This window comes from Luteitalea sp., from assembly GCF_022842525.1.
GTDB lineage: Bacteria > Acidobacteriota > Vicinamibacteria > Vicinamibacterales > Vicinamibacteraceae > Luteitalea.
Genome location: NZ_JALHPM010000136.1, coordinates 1 through 18,402 on the forward strand (window position 1 = coordinate 1; position 18,402 = coordinate 18,402).

15 protein-coding genes are annotated in these 18,402 nt (G+C 70.0%); 10 read left to right on the forward strand and 5 right to left on the reverse strand.

Annotated features, from left to right (window positions below):
- Positions 1-408: 408 nt before the first annotated feature.
- Positions 409-1,197, reverse strand: coding sequence for an NIPSNAP family protein (locus Q0C41_RS22055; RefSeq protein ID WP_291987515.1), 789 nt, complete (start codon positions 1,195-1,197; stop codon positions 409-411).
- Positions 1,198-1,320: 123 nt separating this feature from the next.
- Between Q0C41_RS22055 and Q0C41_RS22060 the strand changes: the two genes are divergently transcribed.
- The 8 genes from Q0C41_RS22060 to Q0C41_RS22095 all read left to right on the forward strand — a co-directional run bounded on the left by Q0C41_RS22060 (position 1,321) and on the right by Q0C41_RS22095 (position 12,201).
- Positions 1,321-2,277, forward strand: coding sequence for a substrate-binding domain-containing protein (locus Q0C41_RS22060; protein ID WP_291987516.1), 957 nt, complete (start codon positions 1,321-1,323; stop codon positions 2,275-2,277).
- A gap of 10 nt (positions 2,278-2,287) precedes the next feature.
- Positions 2,288-3,775 (forward strand): sugar ABC transporter ATP-binding protein, encoded by a 1,488-nt coding sequence (locus Q0C41_RS22065; protein WP_291987517.1) that lies wholly within the window; start codon positions 2,288-2,290, stop codon positions 3,773-3,775.
- Complete coding sequence (locus Q0C41_RS22070) at positions 3,772-4,743, forward strand: ABC transporter permease (protein ID WP_291987518.1); 972 nt, start codon at positions 3,772-3,774, stop codon at positions 4,741-4,743. The genes Q0C41_RS22065 and Q0C41_RS22070 overlap by 4 nt, the downstream gene beginning before the upstream one ends.
- 217 nt (positions 4,744-4,960) lie before the next feature.
- Positions 4,961-7,663, forward strand: a complete 2,703-nt coding sequence (acnA, locus tag Q0C41_RS22075) for an aconitate hydratase AcnA (RefSeq protein ID WP_291987519.1) — start codon at positions 4,961-4,963, stop codon at positions 7,661-7,663.
- 144 nt (positions 7,664-7,807) lie between these two features.
- Positions 7,808-8,863: a tRNA epoxyqueuosine(34) reductase QueG gene (queG, locus tag Q0C41_RS22080; protein WP_291987520.1), complete on the forward strand. Its 1,056-nt coding sequence runs from the start codon at positions 7,808-7,810 to the stop codon at positions 8,861-8,863.
- A gap of 9 nt (positions 8,864-8,872) precedes the next feature.
- Positions 8,873-9,433, forward strand: coding sequence for a YqgE/AlgH family protein (locus Q0C41_RS22085; protein ID WP_291987521.1), 561 nt, complete (start codon positions 8,873-8,875; stop codon positions 9,431-9,433).
- 42 nt (positions 9,434-9,475) lie between these two features.
- Positions 9,476-9,970: a (2Fe-2S)-binding protein gene (locus Q0C41_RS22090; RefSeq protein WP_291987522.1), complete on the forward strand. Its 495-nt coding sequence runs from the start codon at positions 9,476-9,478 to the stop codon at positions 9,968-9,970.
- Complete coding sequence (locus tag Q0C41_RS22095) at positions 9,967-12,201, forward strand: molybdopterin cofactor-binding domain-containing protein (protein ID WP_291987523.1); 2,235 nt, start codon at positions 9,967-9,969, stop codon at positions 12,199-12,201. Before Q0C41_RS22090 ends, Q0C41_RS22095 begins: the two co-directional genes overlap by 4 nt.
- Before the next feature lie 17 nt (positions 12,202-12,218).
- Here Q0C41_RS22095 and rsgA read toward each other — a convergent pair whose 3' ends face one another.
- Positions 12,219-13,322, reverse strand: coding sequence for a ribosome small subunit-dependent GTPase A (rsgA, locus tag Q0C41_RS22100; RefSeq protein WP_291987524.1), 1,104 nt, complete (start codon positions 13,320-13,322; stop codon positions 12,219-12,221).
- Between the two features lie 240 nt (positions 13,323-13,562).
- Between rsgA and Q0C41_RS22105 the strand changes: the two genes are divergently transcribed.
- On the forward strand, positions 13,563-14,120 hold the full coding sequence (locus Q0C41_RS22105; RefSeq protein WP_291987525.1) for an ECF-type sigma factor: 558 nt from the start codon (positions 13,563-13,565) through the stop codon (positions 14,118-14,120).
- Positions 14,117-15,619 (forward strand): serine/threonine-protein kinase, encoded by a 1,503-nt coding sequence (locus Q0C41_RS22110; RefSeq protein ID WP_291987526.1) that lies wholly within the window; start codon positions 14,117-14,119, stop codon positions 15,617-15,619. Before Q0C41_RS22105 ends, Q0C41_RS22110 begins: the two co-directional genes overlap by 4 nt.
- Positions 15,620-15,623: 4 nt before the next feature.
- Here Q0C41_RS22110 and Q0C41_RS22115 read toward each other — a convergent pair whose 3' ends face one another.
- The 3 genes from Q0C41_RS22115 to Q0C41_RS22125 form a co-directional block, all read right to left on the reverse strand.
- Complete coding sequence (locus Q0C41_RS22115) at positions 15,624-16,385, reverse strand: RDD family protein (protein ID WP_291987527.1); 762 nt, start codon at positions 16,383-16,385, stop codon at positions 15,624-15,626.
- Complete coding sequence (locus Q0C41_RS22120) at positions 16,354-17,229, reverse strand: BPSS1780 family membrane protein (protein ID WP_291987528.1); 876 nt, start codon at positions 17,227-17,229, stop codon at positions 16,354-16,356. Before Q0C41_RS22120 ends, Q0C41_RS22115 begins: the two co-directional genes overlap by 32 nt.
- 2 nt (positions 17,230-17,231) lie before the next feature.
- Positions 17,232-18,402 (reverse strand): DUF58 domain-containing protein (locus Q0C41_RS22125; RefSeq protein ID WP_291987529.1); only part of this gene is annotated, 1,171 nt, incomplete at its 5' end.

An 18,402-nucleotide genomic window follows, 5' to 3' on the forward strand; every position in this document is an offset into this window, starting at 1 on the left:
CTGCGCAACGGATCCCAGCAGATGGGCTGGCCGAACTACGTGCAGGAGATCATCATCGGCATCATCATCGTCCTCGCCGTGGCGGCCGATCGGGCCCGGCGGGCCAAGCAGGCGTAGGAGCAATTCAAAATTCAACGTTCACAATGAAGCGCGGGGCCAGCATCGCCACTCACGGGAACACCACCGTCACGGGTGCGCAAGTCGGCGTTCGCCGGCCTCCCACGGAGCCTGGCACTGCTCCGAGCTGCGCTTCATTCTGAATGTGAATTCTGAATTGCCGGAGCGTGGCGGTGCCCCGAGCTGCCGCGACCTGCCCTGCCGCGGAGCATGGCGTTGCCCGAGCTGCGCTTCATTCTGAACTTTGAATTCTGAATTGCTCTGAGCGACGGGCGCGTCAGCGCCCGTCGCTCAGAGCTGCGACCACGGCTGCGGCGCCAGGTAGGTGGAGGTGGCGCCCGACATGATGGCGGCGTCGCGGTACTCCTCCTTTTGCGACAGCACCTTCCAGTCCGGATCGTTACGGAAGGCCGTCCACTGGGTCTCGCGCTCGGCCATGCTCGCGTAGGTCAGCATGTACTCGAACTGCGGCAGGCGCACGCCGTAGAGGGCCTGGCCGAAGAACACCGGCCGGAAGCCCACCTTCCTGAAGATGGCCAGTTCGCCGCCCGTATCGAACATCTCGATCTTCTTCAGGCTGGCGGCCTCGCTCGGGCCCTCGTAGCGGCGCAGTTCGAAGATGCGCGGCTTGGTGGTGTCGGGTGCCTGCAACTGTGGCATCCCCTCGAAGGCGACCAGCAGGGAGCTCTCGACACGATCGAACGCCGGACGGTCGGCTGGGGCGTTGTAGAACGGCTCGGCGGCCTTGACGTAGGCCGCGTCGGCGGCGAGCCGGCGGCCGACGGTCACGGCCGAGTCTGCCGAGGGGTGCGGAATCAGCACCACGGCGGTCGGCGGCTCGCCCGTCGTCACGTCGAACATGCCGATCGGTCCGAGGCCGAGGCGCCCGAGTGCTGGCAGCAGCGCATCCTTCAGATACGCGCGCGTCGTGTCGCGCATGTGGCCGACACGGATGCGGTAGCGACGCAACTCGTACAGTTGACGGGCGGCGCCCCCGGGTTGGGCCGTGGCGCCCGTGCTGCCGGCGAGGGTCAGCGCGACCGCGGGAGCGGAGGAGGCGAGGAAGTCGCGGCGAGTCACGGCCGACAGCGTACCGCACTGTCCGGCCGGCCGACCCTTTGCTATACAATCCGCGCACGCTGGAATCCGTGGTGGTTCGCTCGCGCCTGTCGGCGTGACACGGAGGTCTGGCCGAGATTGCCCATGCGACGACTCGCGCTCATCCTGTGCCTCGGCGTGCTCACGGCGGCCTGCGGCGGCGGTTCCGCCCCGGATCCGGCTGCCAAGAAGACGCTGCGCTTCGCCATCATCCCCAAGGCGCTCGACATCCCGGTCTTCAACTACGCCCGCATCGGCGCGGAGCGCAAGGCCAAGGAACTGGGCAACATCGAGGTCATCTGGCGCGCCCCCGAGTCGGCCGATCAGCTGCGCCAGAAGGAAGTGCTCGAGTCGTTCATCTCGCAGCGCGTCGACGGCATCGCCATCTCGTGCACCAACGGCGACTTCCTGGCGCCGGTGATCGACAAGGCCATCGCGGCCGGCATCCCGGTCATCACGTGGGACGCCGATGCGCCGACCTCGCAGCGGATGGCCTACTACGGCGTCGACGACTTCAAGGCCGGCCAGCGCCTCGCCACCGAGGCGCTGACGGCGCTCGGCAACAAGGGCAAGGTCGCCCTCATGACGAGCCTCGGCAGCTACAACCTGCAGCGCCGGCTCGACGGCGTCAACGACATCCTGAAGCAGCAGCCCGGCATCACCGTGGTCGAGACCTTCGACGTCAAGGAGGACATCGTCCGCGCCGGCGAGATCATCGCGACGGCCACCAACCGGTATCCCGACCTGGATGCCTGGATTTCGGTGGGCGGCTGGCCGATCATGACCCGCAACGCGCTCGAGCCCGTCGACACCGCCCGGACCCGCGTCTTCAGCTTCGACACGATTCCGCCGGCGCCCGAACTGCTCAAGGCCGGCAAGGTCCACACGCTCGTCGGACAGAAGTACTTCGGCTGGGGCAGCGAAGCCGTCCGCCTGCTGTCCGAGATCACGGCCGGCCGGATGCCCACCGAGAAGGTGATCGACTCCGGCGTCGACGTCGTCAATCGCGCCAACGTGGACGCCTACCTCGCCGAGTGGAACAAGCTCGAACGGGGCCAATAGGCCCGACCAGATGAGTGCACTGGCGTTCGAGGACGTGAGCAAGGCCTTCGGCGGCGTGAAGGCCCTGCGTGGCGTCAGCCTGTCGGTCGCCGCCGGCGATGCCCACGCTCTGATGGGCGAGAACGGCGCCGGCAAGAGCACCCTCATGAAGATTGCGGCCGGCATCCACCGGCCCGACGGCGGACGCCTGCTGCGCAACGGCAGCCCGGTCGACCTCGCGGATCCGCGCGCGGCGCTGGCCGCCGGCATCGGCCTGGTCCATCAGGAAACCCTGCTGTTCCCCAATCTCGACGTCGCGGAGAACATCTTCGCTGGCCATGAGGTGCGGCGCGGCTGGTTCGTCGATCGCCGCGCCATGCACGAGCGGGCTGCGGCGCTGCTGGCGCATCTCCACCTGCACATCGATCCCTCCACGACCGTGGCCCACCTGAGCGCCGCCCAGCAGCAGCTGCTGCAGGTGGCCCGGGCGCTTGCGTTCAAGTGCGAGGTCCTCATCCTCGACGAACCCACCACGTCGCTGACCGACTCCGAGGTGGACCATCTGTTCACGGTGCTCGAACAGCTCCGCAGCCGCGGCGTGACGCTCATCTACGTCTCGCACCGCCTGCCGGAGGTGTTTCGCCTCTGCAAGACCGTGTCGGTCCTCCGCGACGGGCAGCACGTCGGCACCTGGCCGCTCGAGGGCAAGTCGCCGCAGGACATCGTGCGCGCCATGGTCGGCCGCGACCTCGAAACCGGGCATGGCGAAGGCAAGGTCGGCGACCGCGTGCGTCTCGACGTGCGCGGTCTGACGCGTCGGCCGTACTTCAGCGACGTCGATCTCCAGGTCCACGAAGGGGAGATCGTCGGCCTGTTCGGGCTGATCGGCGCCGGCCGGACCGAAGTGGTCGAGACCATCTTCGGCCTCTATCGCGCCGACGCCGGCACGATCCGCGTCGACGATGCGGCGTTTGCGCCGCAGGCGCCGGCCGACGCCATCCGACGCGGCGTGGTGCTGCAGCCCGAGATGCGCCAGTCGCAGGGCCTCTTCTTCAACCTGCCCATCAGCGAGAACCTGCTGCTCGGGCGTGAAGCCGCGCGTGACGGCTGGGTGCGGCCGCTCGGGCGTGAACGGGCCGAGTGCGAGGCCCTGCTGACGCGCTGGGGCATCAAGGCGGCGTCCATCGACGTGCCGCCCGACAGCCTCAGCGGCGGCAACCAGCAGAAGGTCGTGCTGGCCAAGTGGCTGCTCACGGCCCCGCGCATCCTGCTCCTCGACGAGCCCACCAAGGGCGTCGACGTGGGAGCCAAGCACGACATCCATCACCTGATTCGCGAGGAGGCCGCCCTCGGGATGGGCTGTCTCGTCGTGTCCAGTGACCTGCCCGAGCTGCTCGCGCTCGCCGATCGCATCGTGGTCCTCAAGCAGGGCCGGGTGCAGGGCGAGCTGCTGCGCGGGGCTTCCGAGGAAGACGTGATGCACCTGGCCACCCGCGCCGACGAGAGCGACGCGGCATGAGCGCCGCCTGGAAGGCCGTCTGGCGGACCCGTGAACTCAGCACGCTGTTCATCCTGCTGGCCGAGATCGCCTTCTTCGCCTGGTACCTCTGGCCCGAGGGCGGAGGCCGGCATCCGTTCGTCAACGGCGAGAACGGGCTGCTGATCCTCAAGTACTCGGCGATCTACGGCATCGCGGCCGTCGGCGCCTCGATGGTCATCATCTCGGGCGGCGTCGACCTCGCGCCCGGCGCGGTGATCGCGCTCACCTCCGTCGTGCTCGGTCACCAGTACCTCGAGGCGCAGTGGTCGCTCCCGGCCTCGATTCTGGCCGGCCTCGGCGTCGGCGTCCTCGCCGGTGGTCTCAGTGCGGCGCTGGTGGTGCTCGTCCGCCTGCCCCCCTTCATCGCCACCCTGGGCGTGATGGGCATCACGCGCGGGCTGGCCTACATCGTCACCGAGGGGCGGTTCTTCGACGTCTCGGCGCGCATTCCGCCGAACTGGGCCCCGCTCGGCGTGCCGCTGGACTGGATTGCGCCGATCGTCATGGTCCTGCTGACGGTCGTCTTCCAGCTGTTCATGCGGCACGTGCAGGCCGGGCGTGCCGTGTTCGCCGTGGGCGGCAACGAAACCGCCGCCCGCTACACCGGCATCCAGGTCGGCCGCATCAAGACGATGGTCTACCTGGTCTCGGCGGTCCTCGCCTCGCTGTCGGGCGTGATCCTGATCCTCGGGCAGGGGCAGGGCAAGGCCGACCTCGCGACCGGCTACGAGCTCGACATCATCGCCTCGGCCGTGGTCGGCGGGGCGAGCCTGTCCGGCGGCCGCGGCTCGGTCGTCGGCGCCGTCCTCGGCACCCTCATCTTCGGCGTCCTGCGCAACGCGCTGCCCCAGATCCCCGGCGCCACCTTCTACGACCGCCTCATCGTCGGCCTCGTCGTCGTCACCATCGTCGTCGTCGACCAGATCCTGGCGCGCCGACAGGGGTGAGCCAGGCAGGTCGACCTGACAAAGAAGAACGGGCAAAAAGGGCCAACAGGGCAAAACGACACCACCGAAGGGCAAGGGACGGAAAGACCCAAAGGCCAAAGTCTCCGACCTTCCGCCTTCTTTCTTCGCCCTTCCCCCTTCGGTTCTGTCGTTTTGCCCTTTTTGCGCTTTTCGCCCTTTTCTTCTTTGACAGGGTTCGTTTGATAGGATCGCCCCGATGTCCATCGACTCCTTCAAGACGCGACGTACCCTGACAGTCGGCAGTGAGACCGTGCACTACTACAGCCTGCCGGCCCTTGAGGCCGCGGGGTTCCCGGGGGTGGCCAGGCTGCCGTACTCGCTGCGGATCCTGCTGGAGAACCTGCTGCGGCGCGAGGACAGCGCGTTCGTCAAGAAGGACGACGTGGCGACGCTGGCGGGGTGGGACGTCCGGAGCGGCGCCGAGCGCGAGATTGCGTTCATGCCGGCCCGGGTGCTGCTGCAGGACTTCACCGGGGTGCCGGCGGTGGTCGACCTCGCCGCGATGCGCGACGGTGTCGTCAAGCTGGGCGGCGACCCCTCGCGGGTGAACCCGATGCAGCCGGTCGAGCTGGTCATCGATCATTCGGTGCAGGTCGACCACTTCGGCGGCGCCAACAGCTTCGCGCTCAACGTCGAACTCGAGTACCAGCGCAACGGCGAGCGCTACGAGTTCCTGCGCTGGGGCCAGAACGCGCTGGCCAACTTCCGCGTGGTGCCGCCGGGCACCGGCATCGTCCATCAGGTCAACGTCGAATACCTCGCGCGCGTCGTCTGCCGCGAGAACGTCGATGGCCAGACGTTCGCCTATCCCGACACGCTGTTCGGCACCGACTCGCACACGACGATGGTCAACGGCCTCGGCGTGGTGGGGTGGGGCGTCGGCGGCATCGAGGCCGAGGCCGCGATGCTCGGCCAGCCCTCGTCGATGCTGATTCCCGATGTGGTCGGCTTCAAGCTGACCGGCAAGCTGCAGGAGGGGATCACCGCCACCGACCTCGTGCTGACGATCACCGAGCGGCTGCGCAAGCACGGTGTCGTCGGCAAGTTCGTCGAGTTCTACGGCAATGGTCTCAGCCACCTGACCATCGCCGACCGCGCCACCATCGGCAACATGTCGCCGGAGTACGGCTCGACCATCGCCGTCTTCCCGATCGACGACATGACGCTCGAGTTCCTGCGGCTCACCGGCCGCTCCGAGGCGCAGGTCGCCCTCGTCGAGGCCTACGCGAAGGCCCAGGGGCTCTACCGGACCGAGGACACCGTCGATCCGGAGTACACCAACGCCATCGAGCTCGACCTGTCGACGGTAGAGCCGAGCCTGGCCGGTCCGCGTCGCCCGCAGGACCGCGTGCCGCTCAAGGACGCCAAGGGGTCCTTCGGTAAGTCACTCGACGCCATGCTCGCCGAGCCGAAGAAGAAGGGGTCGGGCGGTGGCGCGGCGGCGGCAGTGGCCGTGCAGGCCCCCGTGTGGGCCAGCGAGTTCGACCACGGCGCCGTGGTCGTGGCGGCGATCACGAGTTGCACCAACACGTCGAACCCGAGCGTGATGATTGCGGCCGGCCTCGTCGCCAAGAAGGCGGTGGAGAAGGGGCTCACCAGCAAGCCCTGGGTCAAGACATCGCTCGCGCCCGGGTCGCAGGTCGTCACCGAGTACTACGAGAAGTCGGGCCTCAACACCTACCTCGATGCGCTGGGCTTCAACCTCGTCGGCTACGGCTGCACCACCTGCATCGGCAACAGCGGACCGCTCCCGGACGACGTCTCGGCCCTGATCGACGAGAAGGACCTCGTGGTCTGCTCGGTGCTCAGCGGCAACCGCAACTTCGAGGGCCGCATCCAGCCGCAGGTGCGCGCCAACTACCTCGCCTCGCCGCCCCTGGTCGTGGCGTACGCGCTGGCGGGCAGCCTGAAGGTCGACATCACGAAGGAGCCGCTCGGCACGGGCCGCGACGGCGCCGATGTCTATCTCAAGGACATCTGGCCGACGCAGCAGGAGATCCAGCAGACGATGCTGGCGGCCGTGCAGTCGGAGATGTACCAGCGCCGGTACGCGGACGTGTTCAAGGGCGACGAGCGCTGGCAGCAGCTGCCGGCCCCCGAGGGCGACCGCTTCGCCTGGAAGGCGGACTCGACCTACATCGCCAACCCGCCCTACTTCGACGGGATGGAGCTCGAGCCGGCGCCCATCACCGACGTGGCGGGGGCGCGCGTGCTGGCGCTGCTCGGCGACAGCGTGACGACCGACCACATCTCGCCGGCCGGGTCGATCAAGGCCGACAGTCCGGCGGGCAAGTACCTCATCGCCAACGGCGTGCAGCCGAAGGACTTCAACCAGTACGGGGCGCGCCGCGGCCATCACGAGGTGATGATGCGCGGCACGTTCGCCAACATCCGCCTGCGCAACCAGATCGCCCCCGGCACCGAGGGCGGCGTGACGCTCTACCTGCCCGGTGACGAGCAGATGAGCATCTACGACGCGTCGATGCAGTATCAGCAGGCCGGTGTGCCGCTGATGGTCATCGCCGGCAAGGAGTACGGGTCGGGGTCGTCGCGGGACTGGGCGGCCAAGGGCACGCGGTTGCTCGGCGTCCGTGCGGTGATCGCCGAGAGCTTCGAGCGCATCCACCGCAGCAACCTCGTCAACATGGGCGTGCTGCCGCTGCAGTTCAAGGACGGCGAGAGCGCGGCCAGTCTCGGCCTGTCGGGCCGCGAGGTCTTCGACATCGCGCTCGCATCGCTCACGCCGCGCGGCGTACTGTCGATCACGGCCCGCGCCGAGGACGGCACGACGAAGACCTTCGCCGTGCGCGTTCGCGTCGACACGCCCGAGGAGCTCACGGCGTACCGCCACGGCGGCATCCTGCCGTACGTCGTGCGGCAGCTCGTGGCGCGCGGCTGACGCCGCCGCCACTCGCTGACGCACGACGGACGGAATGCCGGGAATGCCGGGAATGCCGCCAATGTCGCGGCATTCTCGGCATTTTCAACATTGGCGGCAGTCGCTGCAGTTCGAAGGCCGAAGGCCGCATGACGAAGGCCGTCCGTGTTCTCCGTTGACTCCCTCCGTGACCACGCGCTGACGCTCGGCTTCGACCTGTGCGGCATCGCACCGGTGACCGACGTGGCGCGCCTCGACTACCTGCGTGCGTGGGTCGCGAAGGGCTATGCCGGCGATCTCCACTACCTCACCCGCAGCGTCGAGGCGCGACTGGACCCGACGCAGGTGCTGCCCGGCGCGAGGTCGGCCATCGTGACGGGCACCCTCTACCACACCGACGCGCCCCTCTCGCAGGCCCGCGACACGGCGGGGGTGGCCCGCATCGCGCGCTACGCCTGGGGCGAGGACTATCACGAGGTCCTCGGGCGTCGGCAGCACCTGCTGCTTGGCTGGCTGAAGGAACACGCCGGCGCGCCCTTCGAGGCCGTCGGCTACGTGGACACCGGTCCGGTGCAGGAGAAGGCCCTGGCGGCGGCCGCGGGGCTCGGGTGGATTGGCAAGCACACCTGCCTGATCAATCAGGACCTCGGATCCTGGCTCTTCCTCTCGGTCATCCTGACCACGCTCGACCTGCCGACTGGCACGCCCGTGCCCGACCGCTGCGGCACCTGCACGCGTTGCCTCGACGTCTGTCCCACGCAGGCCATCGTCGAGCCCTACGTCGTGGATGCCACGCGCTGCCTGTCCTACATCACCATCGAATCGCACGAGGGGATTGCGCCGCATGCGCGCGACTGGGTGGGATCGCAGGTCTACGGCTGTGACCTGTGCCAGGACGTGTGCCCGTGGAACAGCGGCGCGCCGATGACCGACGACCCGGTGTGGGTGGCGCGTCCGCTCTGGCGCGAGTCCACGCTCGCACAGTTGTGGCAGGCGTCAGACGATGCGTTGCAGGTGTCGATCCGCCACAGCCCCATGTACCGCACGAAGGTCTGGCGCCTGCGCCGCAACCTGGCGCTCGCCATCGCCGCCAGCGGCGACGCGGCCGCGCGAGCCGCCCTGCACGAGGACCGCGACCCGGCCACCGACCCGTCGTTCGCGCACCCCGTCGTGATCGCGCACATCGCGTGGGCCCGGAAGCGAATCCGCCCGGTTATGTAAAATCGATCCATGAGCGCGTCACCGGAATCCTCGAGCCTCGCGCCCACCCTCCTCCTGTCGATGCCGCAGATGCAGGACGAGAATTTCGACCGCACCGTCGTGCTCCTGTGCGAGCACACCACCGACGGGGCCTTCGGCCTCGTGCTCAACCGCCCGACGACCACCGCCGCCGCGGAGGCCGTCGCCTTCGAGCCACCGCTCGAGGGGCACGTCGGCCCGCTGCTGTGGACCGGCGGGCCCGTCGAACCCCAGCGCGGCTGGATCCTGCTCGGCGAATCCGTGGACGAGCAGGCGCAGACCGAAGTGGCGCCCGGGCTCTATCTCTCGACGTCGATCGAACTGCTGCGTCGGGTCATCGAGGCGATGCCGTCGCGCGCCCGCGTCCTGACCGGGTATGCCGGATGGGGCCCCGGACAGCTCGACCACGAACTGGCCGCGTCGGCCTGGCTCACCGTCGACGTCGACCCCGCGCTGATCTTCGACACGCCCGCCGACGAGATGTGGGACCAGGCCATCCGGCGCCTCGGTGCCGAGCCGGGCAGCCTGCAGGTCGGGCAAGGCGTGCACTAGCACGCGCGCGCTGCCGCGGTCCGGCGGTAAACTGGTCCGCGCATGTCCCAGACCTCTTCAGCCACCACCTCGACGATCGCGCTCGTCGTCAATGGGGAACCCCGCACGTTCGAGGGTGATCCCCAGACGCCCCTGCTCTGGGTGTTGCGCGACACGCTCAAGCTGACCGGCACGAAGTACTCGTGCGGCATCGGCCTGTGCGGCGCCTGCACCGTGCACATGGATGGGCGCCCCATCCGGTCGTGCGCCACCGCGGTCTCGCTCGTCGCGGGCAAGAAGATCACCACGATCGAGGGGCTCGCGCCGGCCGGCGCGGAGCATCCGCTGCAGACGGCCTGGAAGGCCCATCAGGTGCCGCAGTGCGGCTACTGCCAGAGTGGGCAGATCATGCAGGCCGCGGCGCTGCTGGCGACCCGGCCCAATGCCACCGAGGCACAGATCGAGAGCTACATGGACGGCATCCTCTGCCGCTGCGGCACCTACCAGCGGATTCGCGCCGCCATCAAGGACGCGCAGGCCGCGGGGAGGCAGGGATGAGTTCGACCATGCTGTCCCGCCGCGCCTTCCTCGGCAGCGCCGCCGCCACCGGCGCGTTCGTGCTCGGCACGAGGCTCGTCCCCGTGTCGGTGTTCTCCCAGGACGCCCTCGCGCAGGGGCCGTGGGAACCCGGCGTCTACCTGGCGATCCTGCCCGATGGCCTCGTGCGCATCATCGCGCACCGCTCGGAGATGGGCACGGGCATCCGGACGTCGCTGCCGCTGGTGGTCGCCGACGAACTCGACGCCGACTGGGCGCGGGTGACCCTCGTGCAGGCCCTCGGTGACAAGAAGTACGGCTCGCAGAACACCGACGGCTCGTGCTCGATTCGCGACTTCTACGAGCCCATGCGCGTCGCAGGCGCCACGGCGCGCACGATGCTCGAGCAGGCCGCCGCGAAGACGTGGAACGTGCCGGTCGCCGAGGTCGCGGCCCGCAACCACGCCGTCGTCCATGGCGCCAGCGGGCGTTCGCTCGGCTTCGGCGATCTCGTGGCCACCGCCCGCACCCTGCCGGTGCCCGACGCGGCATCGCTCCAGTTCAAGAAGGCCGAGGCCTACCGCTACGTCGGCACGCCGATGCCCTCGGTCGATCTGGAGGCCATCGTCAAGGGGCAGGCCGTGTACGGGGCCGATGTCGAGCGACCAGGCATGCTGCTGGCCTCCATCGTCCGCCCGCCGGTCCTCGGCAGCACGCTGACGTCGCTGGACGATGGCGCGGCGCGCAAGGTGGCAGGGGTGACCGACGTCGTGAAGCTGGCCGAAGCGACGGCGCCCTTCGGGTTCAAACCGCTCGGGGGCGTCGCCGTCCTCGGCACCAGCACGTGGGCCACGCTGCAGGGGCGCAAGGCCCTGAACGCGCAGTGGTCGGCGAGCCCGAACGCCTCGTTCGACTCCGCCACGTTCCGCAAGACCCTGGTCGACGTCGTCCACACGCCGGGACGCGTCGTCCGCACGCAGGGCAACGTCGACGCCACCATCGGGGTCGGGCCGACGCACGAGGCGACCTACTACACGCCGATGCTGGCCCACGCGCCGATGGAGCCGCCGATGGCGGTGGCCGAAGTGACCGGCGGCAAGGCGGAGATCTGGACCTGCACGCAGAATCCGCAGGCCGTGCAGGACACGGTGGCGCAGGCGCTCGGCATCACGCCCGAGGACGTGACGTGCCACGTGACGCTGCTCGGCGGCGGGTTCGGGCGCAAGTCCAAACCCGACTACGCCGCCGAAGCCGCGCTGCTCGCGCGGCAGGTCGGCAAGCCGGTCAAGGTCGTCTGGACGCGTGAGGACGACCTGCAGTTCGACTTCTTCCACGCCCCGTCCGCGCAGTACCTGAAGGCCGCGATTGGCCCCGATGGACTGCCGACGGCATGGTTGCAGCGCACGGCCTTCCCGCCCATCGGATCGACCTTCGACGAGAAGGAGCAGTACGGCGGCGGGCAGGTCAACATGGGCTTCACCGACCTGCCGTATCCGATTGCCAACCTGCGCGTCGAGAACAACCCGGCGCCGGCACACGTCCGCATCGGCTGGCTGCGATCGGTGGCGCACATCCATCACGCCTTCGCGGTGCAGAGCTTCACCGACGAACTCGCGGCGCTGGCGAAGGCCGATCGCGTCGAGTACCTGCTCAGGATCATCGGGCAGCCGCGCGTGATCGATCTCGCCGCCGAAGGGGCGAAGGGCGTCCGGGCGAATCCGCAGCACCCCTTCGACACGGCGCGCCTGCGTCGGGTCATCGAACTCGTCGCCGAGAAGTCCGACTGGGCGAAGAAGCCCGCGGCGCCGGGGCGGGCGCTGGGCATCGCGGCGCATTACAGCTTCTTCAGCTACATCGCGGCCGTGGTGGAGGTGGAGGTCAACGCGCGCGGGCAGGTGAAGATCCCGCGCGTGGACGTCGCGGTGGACGCCGGCACCATCGTCAGTCCGGACCGCGTGGCCTCGCAGTTCGAGGGCGCTGCGGTCTTCGGCACGAGCATCGCGCTGCTCAGCGAGATCACCGCGCGTGAGGGGCGGATCGATCAGACCAACTTCGCCAACTACATCCTCGCGCGTCAGGACAACGCGCCGAAGGAGACGCACGTGCACGTGGTGAAGAGCACCGCACCGCCGGCCGGCGTCGGCGAACCCGGGGTGCCGGTGATCATGCCCGCCATCGCCAACGCCATCTTCGCGGCTACGGGCAAGCGCCTGCGCGACCTGCCCATGCGCAAGGTGCCGATGAACGGCTGACAGGCCGCCGAACGCCTTCAGCCCTGACCCTTGAGCCCGTTGGCGTACAGCTTCTTCAAGGCCTTCGACGCCACGCGCGCCTCGCGGGCGCGCTCGGCGGCGGCCTTGATGTCGGCTTCGTCGACGGGCTTGCTGCGCACTTCCTTGCGCAGGCGCAGGTAGTTGCCGTGGCGGTCGGCCGAGAGTCGGCCCTCGGCCACGGCCAGCTTCACGGCGCACCCGGGCTCGGTGTCGTGCGTGCAGTCGCGGAAGCGGCAGTCGACGCCGAGCGACGTGATGTCGTCGAACGCGTCGTCCAGTCCACTCGAGACCTCCCACAACTGCAACTCGCGCATGCCCGGCGTGTCGATCAGCAGCCCACCGCCCGGCAGCACGACGAGTTCGCGATGCGTCGTCGTGTGGCGCCCGCGGCTGTCGCTCTCGCGGACCTCGGCGGTGCGCTGAGCCTCGGTGCCGACCAGGCGGTTGATCAGCGTCGACTTGCCGACGCCGGACGATCCGAGAAAGGCGGCGGTGCGGCCCAGCCCGATGTGCCCGCGCAGGGCGTCCATGCCGGCGCCGGACCTGGCGCTGACCAACTCGATCGGCACCCGCCCGGCCACCGGGCCCAGTTCCCTGCGGACGCCCTCGATGTCGCGCGGCAGATCGGCCTTGTTGAGGACGATGACGGGTGCCGCGCCGCCATCGAGCGCCGCCAGCAGGTAGCGTTCGATGCGCCGCACGTTGAAGTCGTGGTCGAGACCACTGACGAGGAACACCACGTCGACGTTGGCGGCCACGACCTGTGCTTCGCTGGTGGTGCCCGCCACTTTGCGCACGAAACGGCCCCGGCGCGGCAGGACGTCGACGATGCGCCCCATCTCGTCGTTGGGGCCGGCGCGCTTGAGCGCGACCCAGTCGCCGACGGCCGGGAACGCCTCGCGTGACCCCAGCTTGTGTCGCACGCGGCCGGTGACTCGGGCCAGCACTTCGTCCTCGCCGGTGTGGACGCGATAGATGTGCTGGCTCTCGACGATGACTCGCGCTGGCAGGCGCTCGTCGCCGTCGCGGTGGTGGGCGGCCCAGACGTCACGCCAGCTGTCGTCCCAGCCCAGCAATTCGAGAGTGGTGTCAGCGAGCATGTCCCTGCATTAGACCCTACGGCGCCCGCTTCACCTTCTTGTCCGACGCGCGCTGCGCCTCGTCCTTCTGCTTTTTCGCCGCTTGCTGCTTGCCCTTTTCCTTGTCCTTCTTGCCGCCCTTGTCGCCCATACCTGCTCCTTGTTGTCGGCACGCGTGGTGCCAGGAGCGAATTCTACGCCCACGTCGCCCTGACGCGGCGGCCCATCGCCCGATGCGTCCGGTCGTGCTTACAATGCGGCGTGGCCGGGCAGGACAGCGACGCGACACGGATGCGCGGGCAGGAGGCCCTCGACGCCCTGTGGCCAGAGGTCTACCAGGAACTGCGACGACTCGCCGGGCACTACGTGCGTGGCGAACGGCCGGACCTCACGCTGCAACCGACGGCGCTCGTTCACGAGGCCTACGTCCGATTGCTGCGCGAGGCCAACACCTCCTGGCAGAACCGCGCGCATTTCTGCGCCATCGCTGCCAACGCCATGCGCCAGATCCTGGTCGAGCAGGCGCGCGCCCATCGTGCGCTGAAGCGGGGCGGCGATCACCTGCGTGTGACGCTCGTCGACGATGCGGCCGTGCACCCGGCGAGTGATCCTGACGTCGAGGCGCTCGACGAGGCCCTCGAGGTGCTGGCGACGCTCGAACCCCGGCAGGCGCGGCTGGTCGAGTTGCGCTACTTCGGCGGCCTGACGATCGAGGAAGCCGCCGAGGCCTTGGCCGTCGCCCCGGCGACGGCCAAGCGGGACTGGGCGCTCGCGCGGGCGTGGTTGCGCCGCCGGCTCGAGCCGGAGGCGCCCGCGTGACGCCGGCCGACTGGGCCCGCGTCACGACCCTGTTCGGCGAGGCGCGCGACCTGCCGCTCGACGAGCGCGGTGCGTTCCTCATGGCCCGTTGCCCTGATGACGAGGCGATCAGGCGAGAGGTGCTCGCACTGCTCGGCGCCGACCGCGACGATGCCTTCCTCGAGCGGGGCGCGCGCGTGCAACCCGTGGATCTGCTGGACCAGGCGGGTGGGCACGCCTTCGCCCCTGGCGAATCGCTCGGCCCCTACCGCATCGAGCGTCTGCTCGCGCGTGGCGGCATGGGCGTGCTCTACGTCGCCGTCGACACGAGACTCGGGCGACGCGTGACGCTCAAGGTGCTGCCCGCCGCAACTGCACGCGACGCGGCGGCGCGCGCCCGCCTGCAGCGCGAGGCCCGCACGGCCGCCGGTCTGCGTCATCCGCACATCCTGTCGGTCCACGCCCTCGAGGAGATCGGCGACGCCCTCGTCATCGTCTCCGAGTACATCGAGGGGCCCACGCTCGCCGATGTGCTGCGCGACTCGGGTCCGCTGCCGCGCGCTCGCTGGCGCGAGGTGGCCCGTGCCCTTGGCGAGGCGCTCGTGGCGGCCCATGCGGCGCAGGTCGTCCACCGCGACGTGAAGGCCAGCAACATCGTGCTCGGACGTGACGGTCTGCGGCTCGTCGATTTCGGGATTGCCCTCGGGCAGGCCGAGGGCGGCGAGACCCGCCTGACCCAGCCAGGGCACGTCTCCGGCACACCGCTGGCGCAGGCCCCCGAGCAACTCGAGGGGGCGCCAGCCACGGCGCTCTCCGATCAGTTCGCCTACGGCCTGGTCCTGTACGAGGCGGCCAGCGGGCGGCTCCCGTTCGGCGATGGCCCCATCGCCGGCGTCTGGGCGCGCCTGCTGCGGGACGAACCACCGCTGCTCGCCACAGTGGCGCCGGACTTGACGGTGGCTGACGTGACGATGGTCCACCGGTGTCTCGCCAGGCAGCCGGGCGATCGATTCGCGTCGATGCGTGAGGCCGTCGACGCACTGGACGCGGCGGGCGCGCCGACGCTCGCACGGGCGGACGCCACTCCAGCCGCCCCCGCAGCGCCGCAGACCCCGCGCTGGTGGGATGTCCATCACGCCGTCACTGCGACGCTGTACGTCGGGCTCCTGTGGCCCGCCTGGCTGGTGACGAGCCCGCTGCCGGCCCGCTGGCGCGCATCGGTCTACCTCGCCGTCGTCTGCCTGGCCGCCATCGCCACATCCCTCCGCCTGCATCTGTGGTTCAGCAGCAGGCACTACCCGCAGCACGTGGCGGCGACCCGCCGCCACTGGTGGCCGGTCCTGACGGCGGTGGATGTGGTCTACGCCCTCGGGCTCGGCGGGCTCGCGCTGATGGCGGCCGATCAGCGGCTGGTGCCGGCCGTGATCACGGCCGGTCTCGCCGCCTGCCTGCTGATGGCGTCGCTGGTCATCGAGCCGGCCACGCGTCGCGCCGTGCTCGTGGCCGACGTGCGCCGGTGACGCGTTACGTGTCGGTGGCGCGGCCGGCAATCGTGTTGGCGAGCCGGACCAGTCGCGCCGCCGCCTCACCCTCGCCGACGCCGTCCACCAGCGGCGTGGCGGTGCGAGCGAGTTCCTCGGCGCGCGCGGGCGACAGGCGGGGCAGTCGCGTGGCGAAGTCCACGACGGCGCGCCGTTCGGCGGCCGACAGCGGCAGAGGCAGGTGGTCGGCCGCGCCGTCGGTCCACGTGCGCGGCGTCAGGACCCGAGCGCCGTCGGTGTGCACCACCACGGTCCCCGCGGCCAGGTCGCCCAGCCGCCGGCCCGATCCGGCGCACAGCATGGTGATCAGGCCCACGACATACCCGACGGGCAGGAAGTCGACCGCCCGCACGATGTTGCGCACGATCGCCGCTGACGTGCCGACCGGCGTGCCGTCGGCGTGCACCACGGCCAGGTGGCACATGCGCTTGCCGGGGGTCTGCCCGTCACGCCAGATCTCGAAGACGACCGGGTACGCCCATTCGAGCAGGAAGACGAGGATCAGGATCAGCCCCGTGCCCATCGAGCCGAACGTCGACAACGCCGACGCGCCCGCCATGTAGAGGAACATGCGGATCGCCAGGTCCACCAGCCACGCCCGCGCCCGCGCCAGCGGGCCGGCGATGCGCAGGGTGAGCTGGCAGCCCTCGGGGGTTTCGACGAGGCGAATCGTGTCGATCGCAGGCGTCCGGGGCGGCCGCGCCCCGGACGCGTCACGCGACGAAGACGTCGCGATAGCTGGCATACATGGCGCCCCACATGCTCGGCGCAAACACCATCCCGACCAGGCCGGCGACGACGACCGCGCCGATGCCAGCGCCTGCCCACCCGATCTCCAGCGACGGCACCGCCAGGCCGAACGCCAGCATGAAGCCGGCCCCGGCTGCGGCCGCCACCAGCAACACGCCGAGGATCGAAAGGCCATAGACGAGGAACGGCAGCATGTTGCGCATCGAGGCACGCAGGCTCATGCGCATCGCGTCGAGCGCCGGCAGTCCGATCAGGGCGACCAGCGCCGGTGAGAACCACATGGTCATCGACAGCACCATGACGGCCGCCATCACCACCAGCGACAGCAGCACGATGCCAGCGCCGATGAGCAGCGGCTGGGCGTCGATCTGTTCCTGGCCGACGACGGCGATGACGCCAAAGGCCACCCCGATGCCGACGATCGCGAGCACCACGATCAGCAGGATGCTGCCGGCGAGGTAGAGCACGCCGAGCATGGCCAGCGGCTGCAGGCGCGGCGTCTCCATGCCGGCGAACAGGTGGCGCACCTCGAGTGGACGCTGTTCGGCCATGGCCTGGCAGCCCATCATCAGGCCGCCCAGGCCGATGGGGAAGGCGACGTTCCAGAGCAGGCTCACCAGCGGAATGATGCTGATGGCGGCGCCGAGACCGAGGAACAGCACGGTGATGCCCAGCCAGGTGAACGGGGCCGCGCCGAAGGTGGCCAGCCCCTCGCGCATCCACTGCCAGCCATGGCCTGCGGGCACTACGCGGCCGTCCGGAATGAACGCACCAGGCAACCGGATGCCGGGCGCGTCGAGGGTGGCCGATGGGGGACTGAACGGATTGTCGACGGGCATGCTCACATCGTCCCGGCGCGCTTGAGGCGCCAATAATGGGCCGCCAGCGCACTCGACAACTGGCGCGGCGGCACGTCCATCACGTCCACGCCCCGCTGGCGCAGACGTCCCACGACACGGGCACGGGCCTGGCCGTACTCGAGCGCACTGGCCCAGCGCGCCGCATCGTCTTCCGTCACGATCGGCGCCTGCTGCAGGTCGTCGATGACGGTCTCGCGCACGCTCGCGACCGTGACCCGGTGCCGGCGTCGGAGCAGGTGCGTCGCCGCCAGCAGCTCCGGTTCGTCCTCGTCGCGCAGGGTCGTGAGGAAGACGACGAGACTGTGGCGGCGCAGGCGGTCGAGCAGCAGACGGGCATCGGCCAGGTAATCGGGCACCCGGTGTCCCGGCTGCAGATCGTACAGCCCCTGCACGAGCCGTCCGAGGGCGGCCCTGGACTTCCGGGGCAACAGCATGCGCGGCTGATCGTGCGCGATCGTCGCACAGCCGACCGCATCACCCTGCACCAGCGCCACCGCGGCCAGGCGCAGCGCCGCGTTCAGCACGTGGTCGAAATGCGACAGGGCGTCGTCGCGCGCCCGCATCCGCACGCCGCAGTCGAGCACCAGCAGCACCTGCTGATCGCGCTGATCCTCGTACTCGCGCGTGATCGGACGGCCACGCCGCGCCGTCGCCTTCCAGTCGACGAGGCGCAGCGCATCGCCCTCGCGGTAGTCGCGCAGTTCCTTGAACTCGAGTCCGTGTCCCCGCCGGGGCGCTCGACGGGCACCGGCCGGCGGCACGCGCAGATCGGCGGTCTCGAGCGCGCCGCCCGCGGCGCCGCCGATGTCCGGAAACACCCGCACCGTCCCCACCTGTCGATGGCGCCGCTGATGGTCCCAGGCACCCCAGGGGGACCGCGTTCTGGTGATGAGGTCGCCGGCGTCGAAGCGCCCCCGGCTGGTCGGCCGCACCGACAGCGGGACGCGTGCGGCGCGACCCGCAGGCACGTGCACGAGTGTCGGCACCGGTACCTCTTCGGCGTCGAGGTGCAGCAGGTCGGTCAGCTCGACCCGCGCGTCGGTGGGCGTCTCGAGGCGGACCTGGTAGGCGTGCCGCCGGCCGACGGCGAGGATCGGCACGAGCACGCGCGTGGCGGTGAGCGTGGCCCCGACGCGTCGCGCGCGGTGTGCG